The following is a 16,634-nucleotide window of genomic DNA, read 5'->3' as shown; positions in this document are numbered from 1 at the left end:
CTCAATGAGCGTCTCCACAACCCTAGCAACAAGGATGATGACCTGCACGGTGGTGCCCGAACGTACCCCATCTACGCATGCAGAATACATGCCGTCGTTCCTCGCTATGACTGCCCCTTTCGACATCCATATAGCCGTGGCGCCACCGCCCTGCCATTTCCGAGCATGCGGCTCGTTCGACCATAGCTAGCCCCCCTCCCTGCCTGATACTCGCTACTGACATCCGCCACCTCGCCGAACTTCCAGAGCAGCTTGTAATGCTCCCACACATACTCGGCCTCATCGTCAAAGCCCGGCGGACCTAGCAGCTTGAAGGAACGCCCGTTCGACGCGACACCTACCCCTGACGCGGCGTCGAAGCTGCAAATTGGTGTGCTCACCCAGCCAATGCATTCTTCAACGCTGAATCCAACGAAGTGCTGTGTCCCTAGGTCTGTTCGGAGGACGCGCCAACGTACCAACCACACCTTGCGGCGCTTCTGCGACGAGCTCGCCGCCTCAGGTAATCCTTTAGTTGCCCTCTTAACTGTTGACATGGTGCTGCGCTACAGCCATCGATACTCGCCGGTGATGTCCTTCGCACCCGAGACCTTGTTGTTCCATGCTGCCACCAGCCAGTGAAGCCACGACAGTCCATCCTCTCGACCGGGGGACCTGTCAGTGCAAAGCAGAGCCCCTGCGTGGTCCGGCCTGTCCGTGTATCTGGGTCAAACGACACAATCGGAGGGCTGACTCGATACTGACCTGTAAGCGTGCATCTGCCGACGAAGTGTCTGGAACCGCGGTAAGTCAGGAGTACTCGCCATTCCTTCAGGACCGCGTCACCCGCCGTATCGCGCGGCTCAGAAATCCATTCAGACATGCTCAGCCCCCCCCGAAACTCTCATCCACTTCGCTCGGCTTCGCGAGGCACGCCCTCATTCGGGTCCACCACGTACTCACCGCTGACGTCCGTGGACTCAGTGACGCGATTGTGGGTAGCCCAAAAACTCCACACATGCAGAGCATCCTGGTCGAAGCCAGGCTCCCCGGATAGGATGTATCGCCTCCCACTACGGGTGATGCCTGTTCTTGACTTGGCATCAAACGACGTGATTGCAGAGCTTACCCGGCCTGACTCGTTCTCCACGCAGTAGCCAACAAAGTGATGTTCACCGCGTTCCGTTTCGAAGACCCTCCAGCCTCGAAGTGTAATTTCAGGCTGGTCCTCGACGTCTGCTACCGACCAAATGGACATGGATTTTCCCTGCCTCCGAACGGCGGCAATTCGCTCGATTTCGATGAGCTCACCGCACCAATGCAGGCCAGCCGCTGCAGTTGACAACAGCGCAACCACCTTGGTCACCGCGCCCAGGATACGAGAGTGCGCAACGTCTCACCAGATGTCCTGCGTCGGACAGGTGAACATGTCACCACGAACGCTTGGCGCGATAACTCGGACGCAAATGAGTTGGGAACAGTTGTTGCCGAAATGTAGTTCTACTTCTGCTGGCAACGGATGGAGCGCCGAGCCGGCGCTGTGACTGCAGTGTAGGCCGCCTAGCTGCGGAGTCAAGGAGGTCAACAGCAGCCCGGGCAAGCGGCCCTCGGTCGAGGAGTAAATGACGAGATGCCCGTTAGGTTGCGAGGCCTTCGCGCAGGCAGAGGCAAGCCCAAGCACTCTCGAAGCGTTGCACTTCACGGTGCGCAGTCTCAGATAGAGAATGGGTTCTCGAGCGGCCTACATACAACCAGCCCTATATCAGGGAGTCCAACATAACCGCACCTCATGCATCACAGGTCCGCCCTTGAGCCAAGGCTGATGTTTATTCGCCCCTTACCACAAGGACCAACGCATCGCTTAGGCGCTCGTAGACGATTTCAACGGTGCAGGCGCACTATATCGCTCCTTTCTCCGGCGAGACTGAGCAAAGCGCCTGCACATGCAACTATCTATAAGCCCCATCATCGTACTTCAGTCGAATAACCTCCCCAGCTTTGACCCGAACTTCACGAGAGAAGGTGAACTTCAAATCAACAAACTCCTTGTTCTCGGTAGCTTCATCCACGCTCACCTCGACGAATCGCCCTAGGCTGAACTGTGTGAACTTGACACCCACGAACGTCTGTTTGGACATGAGCAACGACTCGCCATACTGTATCGGCGCCACGTAGACTGCGATGTCATTGAAGTGACAGGCATACCCCACCCCCTGCTCATCAAGCCGCTGAACACGAAGGTCGTCTGGACGCTCGAATCTGACCTGACCTTCCGGGTACATCCATTCCTTTACCCACTCCGGACGAGTATCGTTGTCAAGTAGCAGAACAGCCTCGTAGCCGCGCGAAGTCATGCTCTCTGCCTCCGCCTTCAGCAAACGCCAGTAGAGGTCAGCATTTTCTGCAACGACGGAGCGAATTGAGCAACTCTGAAGAATATCTGAAAGAACAACTACGGCAACCTGCCTTGTCAACATCTCGTCATAGAATTCCGCCTCATTTCCTGCTCGCTGGTCCAGCTCGACGCGAGTTAGCTCACCCCGCCGTACCTTACTCAACGTGAGAGAGAAGTCCTTCAGCCTCTGGTCGCTCGATTCGACCTCGAGAAGTTGCATCGGAAATTCGCCGCTGCTTCTGCCGAATGCGTTGACAGATGCCGCGCGTGCAATTTCCAGCAATCGGTCTGGGTCAATTGGTAGCGTCGCGACGACCTCGGTGCGAGCTTCCTCCAACGCTGCGCTGGCAGCGACAAAGCTGCCTTTCACCGTATCGGCAACTGTGTGGATATCAGCACCTGACCGTGCACGCCCCTTCAAGTGGGACACCACAATCCAAGCATCCTCGCCCATTGCATTACAGGAGCGAATCAAATCGGCCAGCCAACTTCGCAGGATTTCGATGCTAACCGGCTTCGCGTTCAGCCAATCGTCAATCCTCTGCTCCAGGCCTGGGGTCATCGACCAGGCCTCGGTTGTCAAAATGCCAAATACCGCAACTTGCGCGCTGCTCAGAGATTCGACGTCATCGGCTCCGCCATGAAGATAGACACGAGAAGTCACCATATTTTGTCTGTTGCTGTTCTTCGCGCGCTCGACAAATTTGTCTAGTACACCGATATAGCCATCTCGCCATCCTTCAGTACCACCGCAATACTGCCGGACCTTTGCCGCCAGATAGCTAGGCGCCGTCAGGTTTTGCAATGAAGCGCTAATGCGACCTCCACCTCGCCATTGCTTGCCGGAAAGCAAGCCGACGGCAATTTCCGTGGACAGTGCCTCACTTGCGTCGTCCTTGCTGCAACTCAGAAGTTCGAAGACCAAGAGCTCAACGACCAAGAGGCGCAGGTCGTTCCAGAAGTTTCGAAGTGCTGAGACGTAGGCGCCGTATTTGAGTTGTTGATGTTGGGCTTCGCTAAGTGGGCGCGTGTCATCGGCTAGCCCAAAGGAGGCGATGAAGTCGTCCCAGCTGAGACTAAGATGGTCAAGCGTGATGAAATCGGACTTCCGTAGGAGTTGGAGCGGGGGACTCGATTCGAAATTTGACGCATCCCACCATTTGTTAAGGATATCGCCCATCCATTCCGCCGCCATCCGGTCGCCCCTTTGCACTGCATCCAGCAGCATCTTGGCGGTTTCCTCGATATACCGTGCGCTGAGCGAGGCACGTTCGGATGCTGACTCCCATGGGAAGACAATTTCCTTCTTGGACCGCTGCCCCTTGCTTGGTGACCCCCCCTCCCACCCACCTACGAAATGTGACAGCGCTTCTTCATAAACTCGGTTCAACGGCGCCCGCAGCGTCACCATCTGCAGGTGACTATGCTCGACCAAACCCTGTTCTTCCACACGCCTCGACCACCAGTTTCCAAGTAGGTAAGACAATAGTGGAGACAACCGCAGCAAGTTCAGTCGAATCTCACGAGGCCACGGCAGAGACTCTTCGCCTTTCAGGCGAGACGGAAGGTATGCTAGCTGCCTAAGCATGCGCATATCCCTGGTCATGCCATGAATGGCAGACTCGTAAACGCCTCTGTAGACCTCGCACCAGTTTTCGTGCATCGGACGCCCGAGAAAAGCCCCTGGTTCTCGCAGCAGTGCCCAACTTCCACTCCTACCCTCGTCAAAATAGACACATGCGTTCAAGAGCAACTCATGCATGCGCACAATGGCATCTAGTGCGGAGGAAAAGGCCTCATTGTCGGCCTGAGAAGCTGCTTGTCGGGCATCGCGAGACAACTCATCCAGAATAGCTTGGACTTGAATACCATATCGCTCACGAGCCGTCGGAAAGAGGACAATAGACCAGCACACCAACTTCAACTGCCACCGCGAAAGGCTTGGGCCGTCTTCAACTTTCGCTAGGGGAAATTGCGATTCCCATAGCATGCCTGGCACCATGGGAAGCCACAACAGTGACTCGCGGCCAGGGTTGTCTAAGTTCCCTTGTTGCATTGGACGAGAATGGCGCTCAGTTGCTTTCAACCATGTCGCCAGCGCAAGCCGGAGCGGCCAGAGACGAATATCGACTATACGATGCGGTGATTTCAAATGGCGAGTCCCATGGACGCCATTATCGTTCAGGGAGAATCTCCCGAAGTAGACACGCGGACCGCCTTTGGCCGTGGAGTCACCAAACATCGGAATAGGCAACCAGCCAAATCTATGCCCAGAAATCAGAACCTGGTACGCAGTTAAGCGACCGACATCTCGAGGCAGCGCTACGCCTACTGCATAGCGCTGCATTACCTGAACTTGTACTTCCGGCCGGAGAAACTCGACTGTACGGAAAAGAAAATATGTTGTCAGTACCGCATTCGCGACAAACCAAACGCTGTCCACCGCCGCCCACCTTGGCAATGAGCTTGCCCCCCAGGACGGCAGCAGGAGAAACTGGACGCCCATCACGACCACGAGCGCGACCGATGACAGCCCCGCGACGAGCGCTCCAGAATCAAGCATGTAGAGGTGAACAAATGCTTCGGCAGCCGGCCTACGTTGCAGAAAGACCGCAACGAATGCGATGACGATTGGATAAACTAACGCAGCCAGCGTCGCCTGGACAGCCCACAGCGCAGAAAAGTAGGACAGCTGCTCAGCCGCTCCCCATGTACCCCATGTTGAAGTAAGCCATCCATCAGGGAGCTGATTGACCAACTCCAGCAACGTCATCTGGAGCATAAGAAGTGATGCAGCGAAGCGAAAAGGATGCTCGCCGGCGAACATCAGTTCGCGCTCCAGCCGCGACAACAGGAATCGCTGCCGAACTGAGTTAGACGCCAGCCATTTCTTGTCCTCGCTACTGACCACCGATTTAAGTGACCACGGAGTCTTAAACCAATTCAACCCAGTTCTCCCATTTTTTATTTTTTATACATGTGCCATAGGAGGCGGTAGCCCCCCTAGCTCCAACGAATCATTTCCGTGCAGCTCGGCCGTGGGCAGCTCGTCCTCATTTCCAGCCGACTCGCCCTCCAAGGCCTGGCGAGCTTCGTATGCAAGCTGTTGTCTGAACCACCTATCGCGAAGGACAGGGTCGGCCTGCAGCCGGCGCTCAATTGCCTGAGTCTCCCGATACTCGGCTGCAGCAGCCGACATCGTCCACGAGACATTGAGCCCCAACTCTTCAACGGTTTGGCGCAGGTCCGCGATTCCGACCCGGAAGAACTCTTTGCGAGGGTTAATCTTGTTGACTTGCGCCTCGACAAACTTGCGATGAAGGAGCGTTTCGAGCGCCGGTGCATTGTCAGACCAAATCATCGCGTGCACGTCGAACGGGAACGGTACGCTCGCATCTCCAAGTTCCCGCACGCGGTCGTGCGGGTCGAGCCGTCGAGTCAGACCAACCTTGTAGACATGCTCACCGAATGAGCCAATGTTGGAAATGACGTACACATGGCCAGCCTTCGTTTGCTGCGCCATGGAGAGCGCGCGCTGGTTCTTCTCTTCTGCTTGCTTCAGCTTCTCTTCCAACTCGGCCAACTGCTGCTCGAATTGAACTCGTTGCTCGTCTGACGCTCTCGCAATCTGCTGTTGAGCTTTCTCCATGGCCTTGCGTAGCAAAGCCTCTTCCTTCTCAGCGTCGCGCATCGCTCGCTCATACTCGCGTCGGGCACGCTCCTCTTCACGCATCTGCTCACGAATACGTCGCTGCTCCTCCCTCTCATTTTCACGCAGCTCGATTGTGCGGGCGGCCCAGACCAGCTCATCGATGCGTGCGTCAACGTATTCCTTCAGTACTCGCGCGTTTCTGAACGCCGAACCGTTGTGATTCACCAGCGCCGCAGCATCCTTGATTTCCTGCTGAAGATTGCCAACGTTATCGACCTTTACACGAGACAGAATCGAGTCAACCTTCCCGTTGAAGGCGTCCACAACAAAGCGGATTGCGGTGACCCGTCGATTGTTCTCGACGTACTCACAAGTCGCAGCACGCCCCTGCGCAACCATGACCTTGGAGTACTCCCTCACTACCTTTAGTTGCTTCCCTGCCTCCGCGAATGAGTAGGCCTCGGCCAACTCATCGAGGAGACTGTGAGCAGGAATCATGTACTTGTCACCATAGCCGTCGATGACGTTCCGCATGGCGACGCTGATGGCCTCAAGCTTATCGGCATCTTCGAGAGCTCGCATCGCGTCGCCGGCAATCTCCTTGGCGCGTTGCTGTGCGTCCTCGATAACCTTCGCGGCCTGCGCGCTCGCTCGCACAATCATTTGCTCAGATTCAGAGCGCTTCGCTTTAGCGTCCGCTGAAGCGTCTGCGGTCACCTTCAAAGCATCTGCCTTCGCTCCATCGACGATTTCCGATGCGTCCTTCTGCGCCTTGCTCACCGTGGCAGAAGCTTCTGCCATCAGCCTATCCGCCTCCAATGCCACATCCCGGACGTGCGTGAACTTGGCGAGAGAGTCCCGGTCCTCTTCGGCGGTAGTAGCGCGCCGCGTGAGCGAACGAATTGCTTCGGCATTTGCGGCATCCAGCTCTTCCTTCGCCTGGCGCAACTCATTGAAGCGCGCGTCAAGGTCCTTATGAGCAGCCCTGACGCTCGCTAGGTCGCCACTCATTTTCTTGGCCCTCCAGGCCAAGAAAGCAATACCAATCACCAACAGAAGAACAAACAGTTCCATCATCACCCCTAGAATTTCTCGTAACGTTTGCAGGCAGAATCAAGCATCCGCGTGATGTGCGCGCTGCCGCGATGGAAATCGCGATACGCCTAGCACCGCGCCTGGCGTCCCCTCGCTCTGCAAGTGATAGCTTGGGCCCAGCCCTGACAGTTCTCAGAGACCAGCGACGTCACCCGTATTCGCAATCTCGGTGAGCGCCGCGTTCTGGTCTGCGTACCAACGTGCTAGGCACTGTCTGTCGTGACACTGTTGCTCGCGGATGTTCCACTGGGCCCGTGTCCGCGCCTTGAATGCCGCCTGGTCTTTGGCGACGGCCTTTGCTTTGGCGTAGATAGCTGCGAGCTTTACATCATCTGCCGCCAGTTCTGGGTCGCTGCAGATGATGTGTTCGGCGTCTGAGCGTGCCTTCGTGCAATCAAAGCTCGTCCGCACCGTAGGTCTGGTTGATGCTGCGACCTGAGGGGCCAGATTGACTCCGGTCTCGCGCGCCCATGCAAACAGCGGGGTTTCGCTAAGCGGCAGTTCTCGCCACTGGTATGTCCTCACCACGGCATTGCTCGAGGAACTCAAGGTTTCGCTGAGAACCAAGTCGCCTTTGCCCGTCGCCTCATTGATTGCAAACGCTGCCTGGTCCGAACTGCAGGAATGCGCTTTGCAGCCCTGCCCAAAAAGGTACCCATCCTTGCGTTCAATACCGGACGAGTTTGTCACGGCGAGACGCTCTGCGGCTCGCTCCCAGTCGATGCGTGAGAGGCCACTGAAGGCTGCGCGAAAGCGACGGTCATTGACGACATCCGAAGGGTTCTTACCCACGAGCCAACTTAAGTCGCCGCCCGAGCGACTGACATCCGCGCGCGTGGCCGAGGTGCCCGCTGCCGGGATGCTCATCGCCATGCTAGATGCCTGTGCAGGGGCATCTTCCTGACTGTTCGACTGATGGGGGGATGCAACCAAGGCGTACGTCGCGGCCGCCAAAATCACGGCGCCGAATCCAATAGCCTTCTGCGATACGTAGTCTTTACCTGCAGCGACCGCGGGCCGAGGGGTCACTTCGACAGTGACCAAGGAGTCGAACCATTCGTTCGCCTCGGCAATTGCCGCTGCAGCAGCGGCCTTCCTACGAATGAACATTGCCGTACGGTAGCCGCCATACGCGAGCGCAAGGCCAACTAGTACCAAGCCGGTTGGCAAGCTGCGGGCAAGCACAAAGCAACCAAGAAACCCGGCTAGGAACGGTGCCACAAACCCCGGCGCCTTCGGCCACTCTTGCACCCTACGCTGAAGCGAGCTTGACGCCGCTTCAAGCTCGCCATGCGTTCCTTGATGCTCCGTACACTTCCTCTCAATTTCATACACCGCTAGCATCGCCCGCTCTTTCTCGGCAAGCGAAATCGAGCCAATGTCAACGGCTAACCTAATGACCTTTGTCGTGACTTCGAACTCTTGCGACAAGGTCTCGAGGAAGGGCTGATGCTCATCTAGGGTTACAGCTTCACTCAGGTCACCAACCTCCACGTGGACGCCGTACGAAGTGAAGTACTGCACCAACGCGGTTGAGGTTCGAGCTTGCACCATCGCGACAAACTCTCGGGTTGCCTGCTCTCGCTTTGACAAGCGCTCAGTGGTTGCGGGGTCAATACGACCACTACCGGCGACAACAGACTTGACGGGACTCGAGGCTCTTTTCGAATTGAGACTCTGCGAGTATCGAATACCTGTGCCGGGGATGCTTGCCGTGACGCGTCCGCGAGAGTTGTAGGTGAAACCTTTTCCGCCGATTGACGTACTTACCCCGCTCTTGCTGAGGTTGATATGGATGCCCGGCGCTACCTTGATACGTTTCCTAAAACTCCAGCCCATTATCTCCCCCGGTAGTAGCTGCCCGCTCAGAGAAAGCCGGCCAGCGGCCTTGCTCGATTAGTTGGGCTTGTAACTAGTTACCATCAGCAGCGACCACCACAGGGTGAATTTAACCCGCCTTTCGAGGGGTAAATGGACTACGCCCCCTCTCAGAGTCGATGTGGCCAAGCTATATAATGCCAGCTCCCCCATGTCATTGAACAGCGACGGTGGAACTGCTTCTCGACAACGCACAGCTCATTGCAGACGCTCAACGAGTATCAGAATTGCCGCCCAAAGAGCGGCTGAATGACTCTTGGACTCAGGCCCTCCTCCGGCAGCCTGGAGCGCGCCGGTTCTTGACAAGACAGGAGTTACCAACTGCCATGGCACAGCAAATCTATGTTGCCATGGTGACAGGTTGCATCCTCAGCCTCGAAGCCACGGCAAGCACGCCGTTGCCAGTCACGAGCCAAAAGGCGGAGAGGATAAGGGCCGCAGCGAGGAAGCTCGACGACGAGGTAACTGACATCGCGTCACTCAATTTCATCACGACGGAACCGATGTTTCGCTCTGGCCTCGAGCGCCTCCGCGACTACTATCCCCCTCGGAATGTCCCTGTGCGGACTCGCAAGGGAAACCCTGCTCGAAGGCAATTTATCTGGGCTATTGCCCGAGCCTTCTACAAGCACTTCCACGAATTTCACATCCAAGCAATCACGGAAATCGTGGCACTGCTTTGGCCTGCGACAGACGAGCGCAACGTACGGCACGAGCTGACTTCAGAGCGAAAAGCAGAGATTGCAAAAGCCGCTGAGGCGGAGAACATCGCCAGCGGCCGTGCAGCCGTAGAAGCCACAGCGCTCCTTAGCCGCGCTCAGCGCAAGCCCGCCCCGTCGCCGGAGGGCGCACTCACTTCGTCGCCCAGCGACAGTCAGAGGCTCAGAGACACTCTCACAATGTTGCAGAGCCTCGAGGACACGGAGCTGGCCTCAAGCTTGGTACAGGGGATTCAGAATATCCTGGCCGAGTTCGACTTCGAACTCCGGGATAGCTGAGCGGACACCAAAAACAAGAAATCTGCATCTTCGTGTCCGGACAGAACTAGGCTCACGATGGGGTTGTGCTGACTTCTGCCCACAGCAGCGTAGGCCGGATGATTGAGGCGTCTCAACTACACCGCTCCCTGCGGTCGCCTCGTATGAATCTGGAACTGTTTTCGCCGGAAGATAACCAGAACCATGAGTACCCCCAACCGTCCTCGGGGTCAGCTTCTCGGGAAGAGCGCCTGGCGGCAATCTATCACCGGTGTCGCGGTACCCATCACGCGACGCAAACCCAACGGCTGGCTTTGGCGCTCAAGGAACTGAAGTCAGTGTCCACATACGAATGCCGCAGACATCTGGATATCTACTGCCCGCCAGCACGCAAGTATGACCTCATCAAGCAGGGTTACCGCATTAAGACTCATCGGCAGACCGTGAGGGTCGAGAACGGCGGAGAACATCGGGTCGGTGTCTATGTGCTCGCCTGAGGTAGTTCAACACTAGCTCGACCGGCCGAGGGCATCAGCCCTCGTTCGTAAAGCCAACGAGCGACATCCGCCTGGCGCCAGCGACGAGGAAAGCCGGGACCAAGATACATTGGCGGTGGCAGGGTCTCCGGTTTCGTCCTGGCACGGCGAAGAATGGTGGCAGGGGTGACCTTGAAGATGACAGCAAGGTCGTAAGCGTCAAGGTATTTGGCTGGCGGCAGGTGCATCCGCTGTATAGACACCCCTCTTACAAGATGGGGAGGAATCCATTCGCGAGCCCACTACCGAGTTTAGAGCGGCCGAGTTTAGAGCGGAGTCCTTGCGCGATTTAGCTGATAGTTCCCCAAGAAGAGCCTCCCGGAAAATTAGCTCCCACAAACCAACCCTTCTGAGCCCAAAACAGCCGGCGACATCCGGAGACCTGCCCCTCACCTTCGAAAAAAAATAGCTGCACGCCTTGCAGGACAAGGGGTGCAGCCAGATTGATATGTGCACGACAGCTACTTTTCTGTGCTGTTTGCAGTCATGTTCTTTTCATTGCCAGCGTTCAGGCTGGATCCCAGACTTACCCCTGCACATACTTGAACAAGTTCATCCCCTGGATCTTGACGAACGATTGCTGTGCGGCCTGGAGGGCGGTCTGGTACTGGTAGTACTGCGAGATCGCCGACGCGTAGTCGAGATCTTCCAGGCTCGACAGCGTGGTGGTGTAGTTGAGGTTGCGGTTGGTACCGACGTCGTTGAGCGTCGTCAGTTCCTGGATGCGCGAGCCGACCGAGGTCTGCACCGTCAGCACGTTGTCGAGCGCATTGGTGATCTTGGTGCTGCCGGTGGAGAGCGCGTTGCTCAGGTTGGCCTGGTCTGCGGCCGAGCCGACCGGCGTCTTCAGCGCCTGGATGATCTGCGACAGCGAGCTGAAGACATTGGTGCCGGACTGCTGCGCGGGCGCCAGCGTCAAGGTGTCGCCCGCTGCCGGCGTGCCGGACAGGGTAAATGACACGCCACCCACCTGGATCGCGCTGCCGGGGGTGTACCCGACGGGGGAGCCGACCGCGGCCGGCGGTTGAACGGTCTCGTCGGTGACCGTGTACTCCAGGGCGCCGGTGGTCGCGTTGTTCTGGAAGTTGATCAGCATCGAGTGGCCGTACAGCGGGTCGCTCGGATTGGTCACCGCAAGCGCGCTGAAGACACCGGTGCCGGTGTTGGTGGCACCGGCCTGCACCACGTAGCCGGCCGAGGGCTGCACGCTCATGAAGAGGCTGCTGCCGCTGTCGCCTGCCGCCATCTGCCGCGAGACGTCGACCTGCAGCAGTTGCTGGCCGGTGTCGCCGTTGTACTGGATGCCGCCGCCGGCGCCTTGGGTAAACGGCGCCGAGCCCGACTGGTAACCGGCGAACAGGTATTGCCCGTTGCCGTTGTCGCTGTTGGCCAGCCCGAGCAGCTGGTTGTACTGCGCCTGCAGCGAGGTGGCGAGCGAGGCGCGGTCGGAGTCGTTCAGGGTACCGTTGCCGGCCTGCACCAGCAGGCCCTGGATGTTCTGCACGGTGGTGACGACGCTCTGCAGGGCATTCGACTCCAGCCCGAGCATATTGGTGGCCTGCGTCCGCGTGGCCGTGTACTGGTCGTTGACGGCGATGGACTGCGACACGCCGAGCGCCCGCGTGGCGCCCACGGGGTCGTCGGACGGGGTCACGATCCGCTTGCCGGTGCCGAGCTGCTGCTGGACCTGCATCAGAGAGCTTTGCTGGCCCTGGATCGAAGCCAGCCCTTGCTGGTAGAGCATTGAGGTAGCGACGCGCATGAGTATTCCTTCGCTGCGGGGTGAACGGTTGCGGGCCTTGGCCTTAGTTGGCGATGCCGAGGAGGGTCTGGAACATCGTGTTCGCCGCCTGGATCACCTGGGCATTCGCCTGGTAGAGCTGCTGGTACTGCATCAGCGAGACCGTTTCCTCGTCGACGTTGACGCCCGACACGGACTGTTGCTGCGTCTGGATCTGGGTGGTGATGCTCTGCTGCGAGGTGGCCGCCACGTTGAGCGAGTTCGCCTGGCTGCCGACCGAGTTGACCAGCTGCGCGTAGGCATCGTTGTAGCTGGAGATGCCGCCGATGGTCTTGGCGTTCTGCAATGCTGCCATCTGCAGCATATTGCTGTTGTTCGACACGCCTCCGACATTGGACGACAGCTTGAAGGTGTCGCCCGTCTTCGGCGTTCCGCCGAAGCTGAAGGTCTGCCCGTTGATGACGTACGAGGTGGTCGAGCCGCTGGTGCTCGAACTGGTCGGCGTCACCGCCGCGCCGGTGGCATCGGTGAAGGTGTAGCCGGCGCCGTTGTAGGTGGCCGTCAGGGGCCCCGCCAGCATGGTGTAGCCGGGCGCGACGCTGCTCAGCGAAGCGGTGCCGGAGCCGGTGTTGGTGGAGGTTGCGTCCACGCGCGACGGCGCGGCGGCGGCGATGCCGGCCGGATCCGTCATGATCAGGTTGAACGACGCCGCGGCATTGCGGGTCGGCTGCACCTGGAACGAGTCGCCGCTGACCATGCCGGCCGTGAGCTGCATGGTCACGCCATCGGCCGAGATCGACAGCGGGTAGGTCGCGCCTGCCGCGGCAACCGTGGCCATGGTCTGCTTGTCGGAGGCGCGTACCAGCGTGTAGTTGGTGCCGTCGAAGCTCAGCGTATAGTCGCTGTTGGTGAGCGCGCTGCTGTTGGTCACGCTGGCGTTGAGCTGCGCGTTGCCGGTGTTGTTGGCGTTCGTCAGCACGGTCGGCGTGCCGACCTGGAACAGGTTGGTACCCTGCTGCCCGGTCAGGCCGATGCCCAGGGCCTGCTGGGCATTGACTGTCTGCCCGAGCACGACCGACAGTTGGCCGATGGCATTCTGGGCCGGGTCCAGCGTCTGGCTGCGGAACTGCAGCAGGCCGCCGATCGAGCCGCCCGACACCGTGCTGTCGTCGAGCTGCATCGCGCCACCGCCAGGCCTGCTGATGGCCACCACCGTGCGCGAAGGGTCGGCCGACGAGGTGACTGCCTGCATGCTGTAGGAAGTACCGCCCAGTACCAGCGGCTCGCCATCGCTCAGCGATACGTTGTAGGAGGTGCCGTCCTGCACCACCACCTTGACGCCGATCAGTTGCGACAGGCTGGACACGGCCTGGTCGCGCTGGTCGAGCAGGTCATTGGGCGGCTGGCCGTTGCCGGAAGCGGTGGCGGCGGCGATCTGGGTGTTCAGCGTGGCGATCTGCTTGGTGTAGTCGTTGACCTGGGTGACCGACGACTTCAGCTGGGTATTGACGCCGGACTGCAGCTGGGTGAAGAAGTCCGAGGTCGAACGCATCTGCCCGGCCAGCGTCTGCGCGGACGAGATCATGTTCTGGCGTGCGGACGGATCGGCGGGCGTGTTCGCCACACCTTGCACGGCCGAGAAGAACGACTGCATCACCTTCGACAGCGAGCTGGTGCTGTTCGACAGCAGGTTGTCGATCTGGCTGATCTGGGTCTGGTAGGTGGACAGCTGCGAGCTGAGCGACTGCGCATTGTTGAGCTGGGTCGTCAGGAAGGCGCTGTACGAACGCGTCACCGAGGTGGTCTGGACACCTTGCCCGTAGTAGCCCGAGCCCTGGTAGAGCGCGCCCGCCGAGGCGATGATAGCGTTCTGCCTGGAGTAACCGGGCGTGGTCGAGTTGCTCAGGTTGTGGCTGACGGTGGTCAGCGCGTTCTGTGCCGTGTTCAGGCCGGAAAGACCGATATTGAAGAGAGACATGCTCTAACCCTGGATCGCTTGGCTTACCCCGGCTCGCGGCCGGTGGGACGAAGGTGCATTCGAAGAATGCTAGTGATATCGGCAGCTTCGGACGCGGACTTTAGGGCGGCTTTCCGACCCGGGGCCGGGACCGGTTTGCCGGCCGCCACGGCCGCTTCGCCCGTGGCGGCGCGCGGGACGGCGCACAGGACTGCGAGACGGAAGGCGTGCGGGAAGGCGTGGAGGAAGGCGCCTCAGGCGGTGACGCGCTTCATGATCCGCACCAGCTTCTCGCCGTAGAACGGATCGGTGGCATAGCCGGCCCGCTGCAGGCCGCGCGCGGCCTCCTCGGGGGAGTTGGCGCCCACCACCCCGGCGTAGCGCGGGTTGCTGGTGAGCAGGCGGGCGTAGTCGGCGAAGGCCTCTTCGTAGGAGCCGTAGGCGCGGAAGCGCGCCTTGACCTTCTGCGGCTGGCCGTCGACGTACTCGGTGGTGGTGATCTCGGCCACCTGGCCGCGCCAGTTCGCGCCGGCCTTGATGCCGAACACGTTGTAGGTGGTGCTGCCATCCGGGTGGGATATCTCGCGCCGCCCCCAGCCGGACTCCAGCGCGGCCTGGCCGAGGATCAGTTGCGCCGGCACGCCGCTGGTGCGCTCGGCGGCCTGCGCCGGCGCGCTCATGCGCTGCAGGAAGGCGCTCACATGGGCCGGTGCGTCGTCGCTGCCGTAGCTCGCGGTGCCGCTGCCGCCCTGCCAGGTATAGGCCTCCTGCGCCTGGTACTGGCGCACGCCGGCCGTCGGATTCCATACCGCGCCCGGGACTACCGTGCCCACCTTGGGCGGGGCATCCGCGTCCCAGGGTTGTGCCGCGCCATCGTCCGGCTGGCCGGACTGGCTGCCCTGCGCACCCTGCATCGCCTGCAGGGCCTTGCGCAGCGCCGCTTCCTGGGCGGCCTGCGCGCCCTGCCCGCCCTGCATGCCGGCGGCTGCCAGGGCGGCCGCGTCCGGCGCCAGCGCCGAGCCGGCTGCGCGCGCCAGCTGGCGTACCATCACGTCCGCCAGGCCGATGCCGCGCGTCGACAACTGCTGGGAAAGCTGCTGGTCGAACATCGACATATAGAGCTTGGTCTGCTCGTTGTCGAAGACGCCGTCCTGCGGCGTGGCGTCGCGCATGCTCTTGAGCACCATCTGCGTGAACACCGCTTCGAACTGGCGCGCGGCCGACTTCAGCGTATCAGCGCTGGCCCCTTGGCGCGCCGACTGCTTGAGTGCCTCGAAGCCTTGCGTGTCGAGCGCGAAGCGCTGCGACACGTCGGCCTGGGCCATCGCCGCATTGTTCATGTCAGATCACCTCCAGTTCGGCGCGCAGCGCGCCCGCCGCACGCATCGCCTGCAAGATGCTCTGCAGGTCGGCGGGCGTCGCGCCAAGCGCGTTCAGGCCCTTGACCACGGCCGCCAGCGAGGCGCCTGCCTTGACGATCTGCAGCGAGCCGGCGGCCTGCTTCATGTCGATCTGCGAGACCGGCGCCACCACCGTCTGGCCGCCGCTGAACGGCGCCGGCTGGCTGATGACCGGCTGGGTGTTGATGACGACGGAGAGATTGCCGTGCGCGATCGCGCAGTCCTGCACGGTCACGGCCTGGTTCATCACGATGGAGCCGGTGCGCGCATTCAGAATCACCTTGGCCGCAGCCTTCTCCGGCGTCACGTCGAGTTCTTCGATGCGGGCGAGGAAGCTGACCCGCGCGGTCGGCGAGGTGGGCGCCCGCACCTGCACCACGCGGGCGTCGACCGCGCTGGCCACGCCGCCGCCGAAGCTGCGGTTGATGGCATCGGCCACGCGCTGCGCGGTGCCGAAGTCGGAATCGCGCAGTTCCAGGCTCATCAGGCCACCCTCCGGCTGGAAGGCGGGCACGGCGCGCTCGACGATGGCGCCGTTGGAGATGCGGCCGACCGCGAGCTGGTTGACCTGCACGCGGCTGCCGTTGGCCTGAGCGCCCGCGCCGCCCACCAGCAGGTTGCCCTGGGCGACGGCATAGACCTGGCCGTCGATCCCCTTGAGCGGCGTCATCAGGAGCGTGCCGCCGCGCAGGCTCTTGGCATTGCCCATCGACGACACCACCACGTCGATCTGGCTGCCGGACTGCGCGAACGGCGGCAGCGTCGCCGTGACCATCACCGCCGCCACGTTCTTGAGCTGCATATTGCTGCCGGCCGGCAGCGTGATGCCGAGCTGCGACAGCATATTGGTCAGCGTCTGCGTGGTGAACGGCGTCTGCATGGTCTGGTCGCCGGTGTTGTCCAGACCCACCACCAGGCCGTAGCCGACCAGCGGGTTGTCACGCATGCCCTGCACCGAGACCAGGTTCTTCAGCCGCTCCGCGTGCGAGTTGCCGCACAGCGCGAGGCCGAGCATCAGGCCCAG

Annotated in this window: 9 protein-coding genes; 2 read left to right on the top strand and 7 right to left on the bottom strand. The window is 60.4% G+C overall.

The annotated features are described in order from the left end of the window. Nucleotides 1-1,928: 1,928 nt before the first annotated feature. The 3 genes from BKK80_RS36650 to BKK80_RS23715 form a co-directional block, all read right to left on the bottom strand. Nucleotides 1,929-5,321: a hypothetical protein gene (locus tag BKK80_RS36650; protein WP_157903326.1), complete on the bottom strand. Its 3,393-nt coding sequence runs from the start codon at nucleotides 5,319-5,321 to the stop codon at nucleotides 1,929-1,931. A gap of 24 nt (nucleotides 5,322-5,345) precedes the next feature. Further along, on the bottom strand, nucleotides 5,346-7,103 hold the full coding sequence (locus tag BKK80_RS23720) for an SNIPE associated domain-containing protein (protein WP_236903936.1): 1,758 nt from the start codon (nucleotides 7,101-7,103) through the stop codon (nucleotides 5,346-5,348). Between the two features lie 150 nt (nucleotides 7,104-7,253). Then, complete coding sequence (locus tag BKK80_RS23715) at nucleotides 7,254-8,960, bottom strand: DUF4236 domain-containing protein (protein ID WP_071071538.1); 1,707 nt, start codon at nucleotides 8,958-8,960, stop codon at nucleotides 7,254-7,256. A gap of 365 nt (nucleotides 8,961-9,325) precedes the next feature. Between BKK80_RS23715 and BKK80_RS23710 the strand changes: the two genes are divergently transcribed. Both BKK80_RS23710 and BKK80_RS35805 read left to right on the top strand, forming a co-directional pair. Then, nucleotides 9,326-9,997, top strand: coding sequence for a hypothetical protein (locus BKK80_RS23710; RefSeq protein ID WP_071071537.1), 672 nt, complete (start codon nucleotides 9,326-9,328; stop codon nucleotides 9,995-9,997). A gap of 143 nt (nucleotides 9,998-10,140) precedes the next feature. Then, nucleotides 10,141-10,473: a helix-turn-helix domain-containing protein gene (locus BKK80_RS35805; protein ID WP_157903325.1), complete on the top strand. Its 333-nt coding sequence runs from the start codon at nucleotides 10,141-10,143 to the stop codon at nucleotides 10,471-10,473. Between the two features lie 565 nt (nucleotides 10,474-11,038). On the opposite strand, the gene flgL is transcribed toward BKK80_RS35805, so the two are convergent. The 4 genes from flgL to BKK80_RS23690 all read right to left on the bottom strand — a co-directional run bounded on the left by flgL (nucleotide 11,039) and on the right by BKK80_RS23690 (nucleotide 16,625). After that, the gene (gene flgL, locus BKK80_RS23705) at nucleotides 11,039-12,274 is read right to left on the bottom strand and encodes a flagellar hook-associated protein FlgL (protein WP_071021674.1); all 1,236 of its coding nucleotides are present in this window, start codon (nucleotides 12,272-12,274) and stop codon (nucleotides 11,039-11,041) included. A gap of 43 nt (nucleotides 12,275-12,317) precedes the next feature. Further along, a complete protein-coding gene (gene flgK / locus BKK80_RS23700) occupies nucleotides 12,318-14,231 on the bottom strand; it encodes a flagellar hook-associated protein FlgK (protein ID WP_071021677.1) in 1,914 nt (637 codons plus the stop codon). Between the two features lie 233 nt (nucleotides 14,232-14,464). After that, nucleotides 14,465-15,550, bottom strand: a complete 1,086-nt coding sequence (gene flgJ / locus BKK80_RS23695) for a flagellar assembly peptidoglycan hydrolase FlgJ (RefSeq protein ID WP_071021683.1) — start codon at nucleotides 15,548-15,550, stop codon at nucleotides 14,465-14,467. A 1-nt stretch (nucleotide 15,551) separates the two neighbouring features. Continuing rightward, a complete protein-coding gene (locus BKK80_RS23690) occupies nucleotides 15,552-16,625 on the bottom strand; it encodes a flagellar basal body P-ring protein FlgI (protein ID WP_197524085.1) in 1,074 nt (357 codons plus the stop codon). Between the last annotated feature and the right edge of the window lie 9 nt (nucleotides 16,626-16,634).

Origin of the sequence: Cupriavidus malaysiensis, assembly GCF_001854325.1 — a bacterium.
Classification (GTDB): Bacteria; Pseudomonadota; Gammaproteobacteria; order Burkholderiales; family Burkholderiaceae; genus Cupriavidus; species Cupriavidus malaysiensis.
Note: the sequence above shows the minus strand (reverse complement) of the source record. Positions and strands in the feature narration are given on the sequence as shown.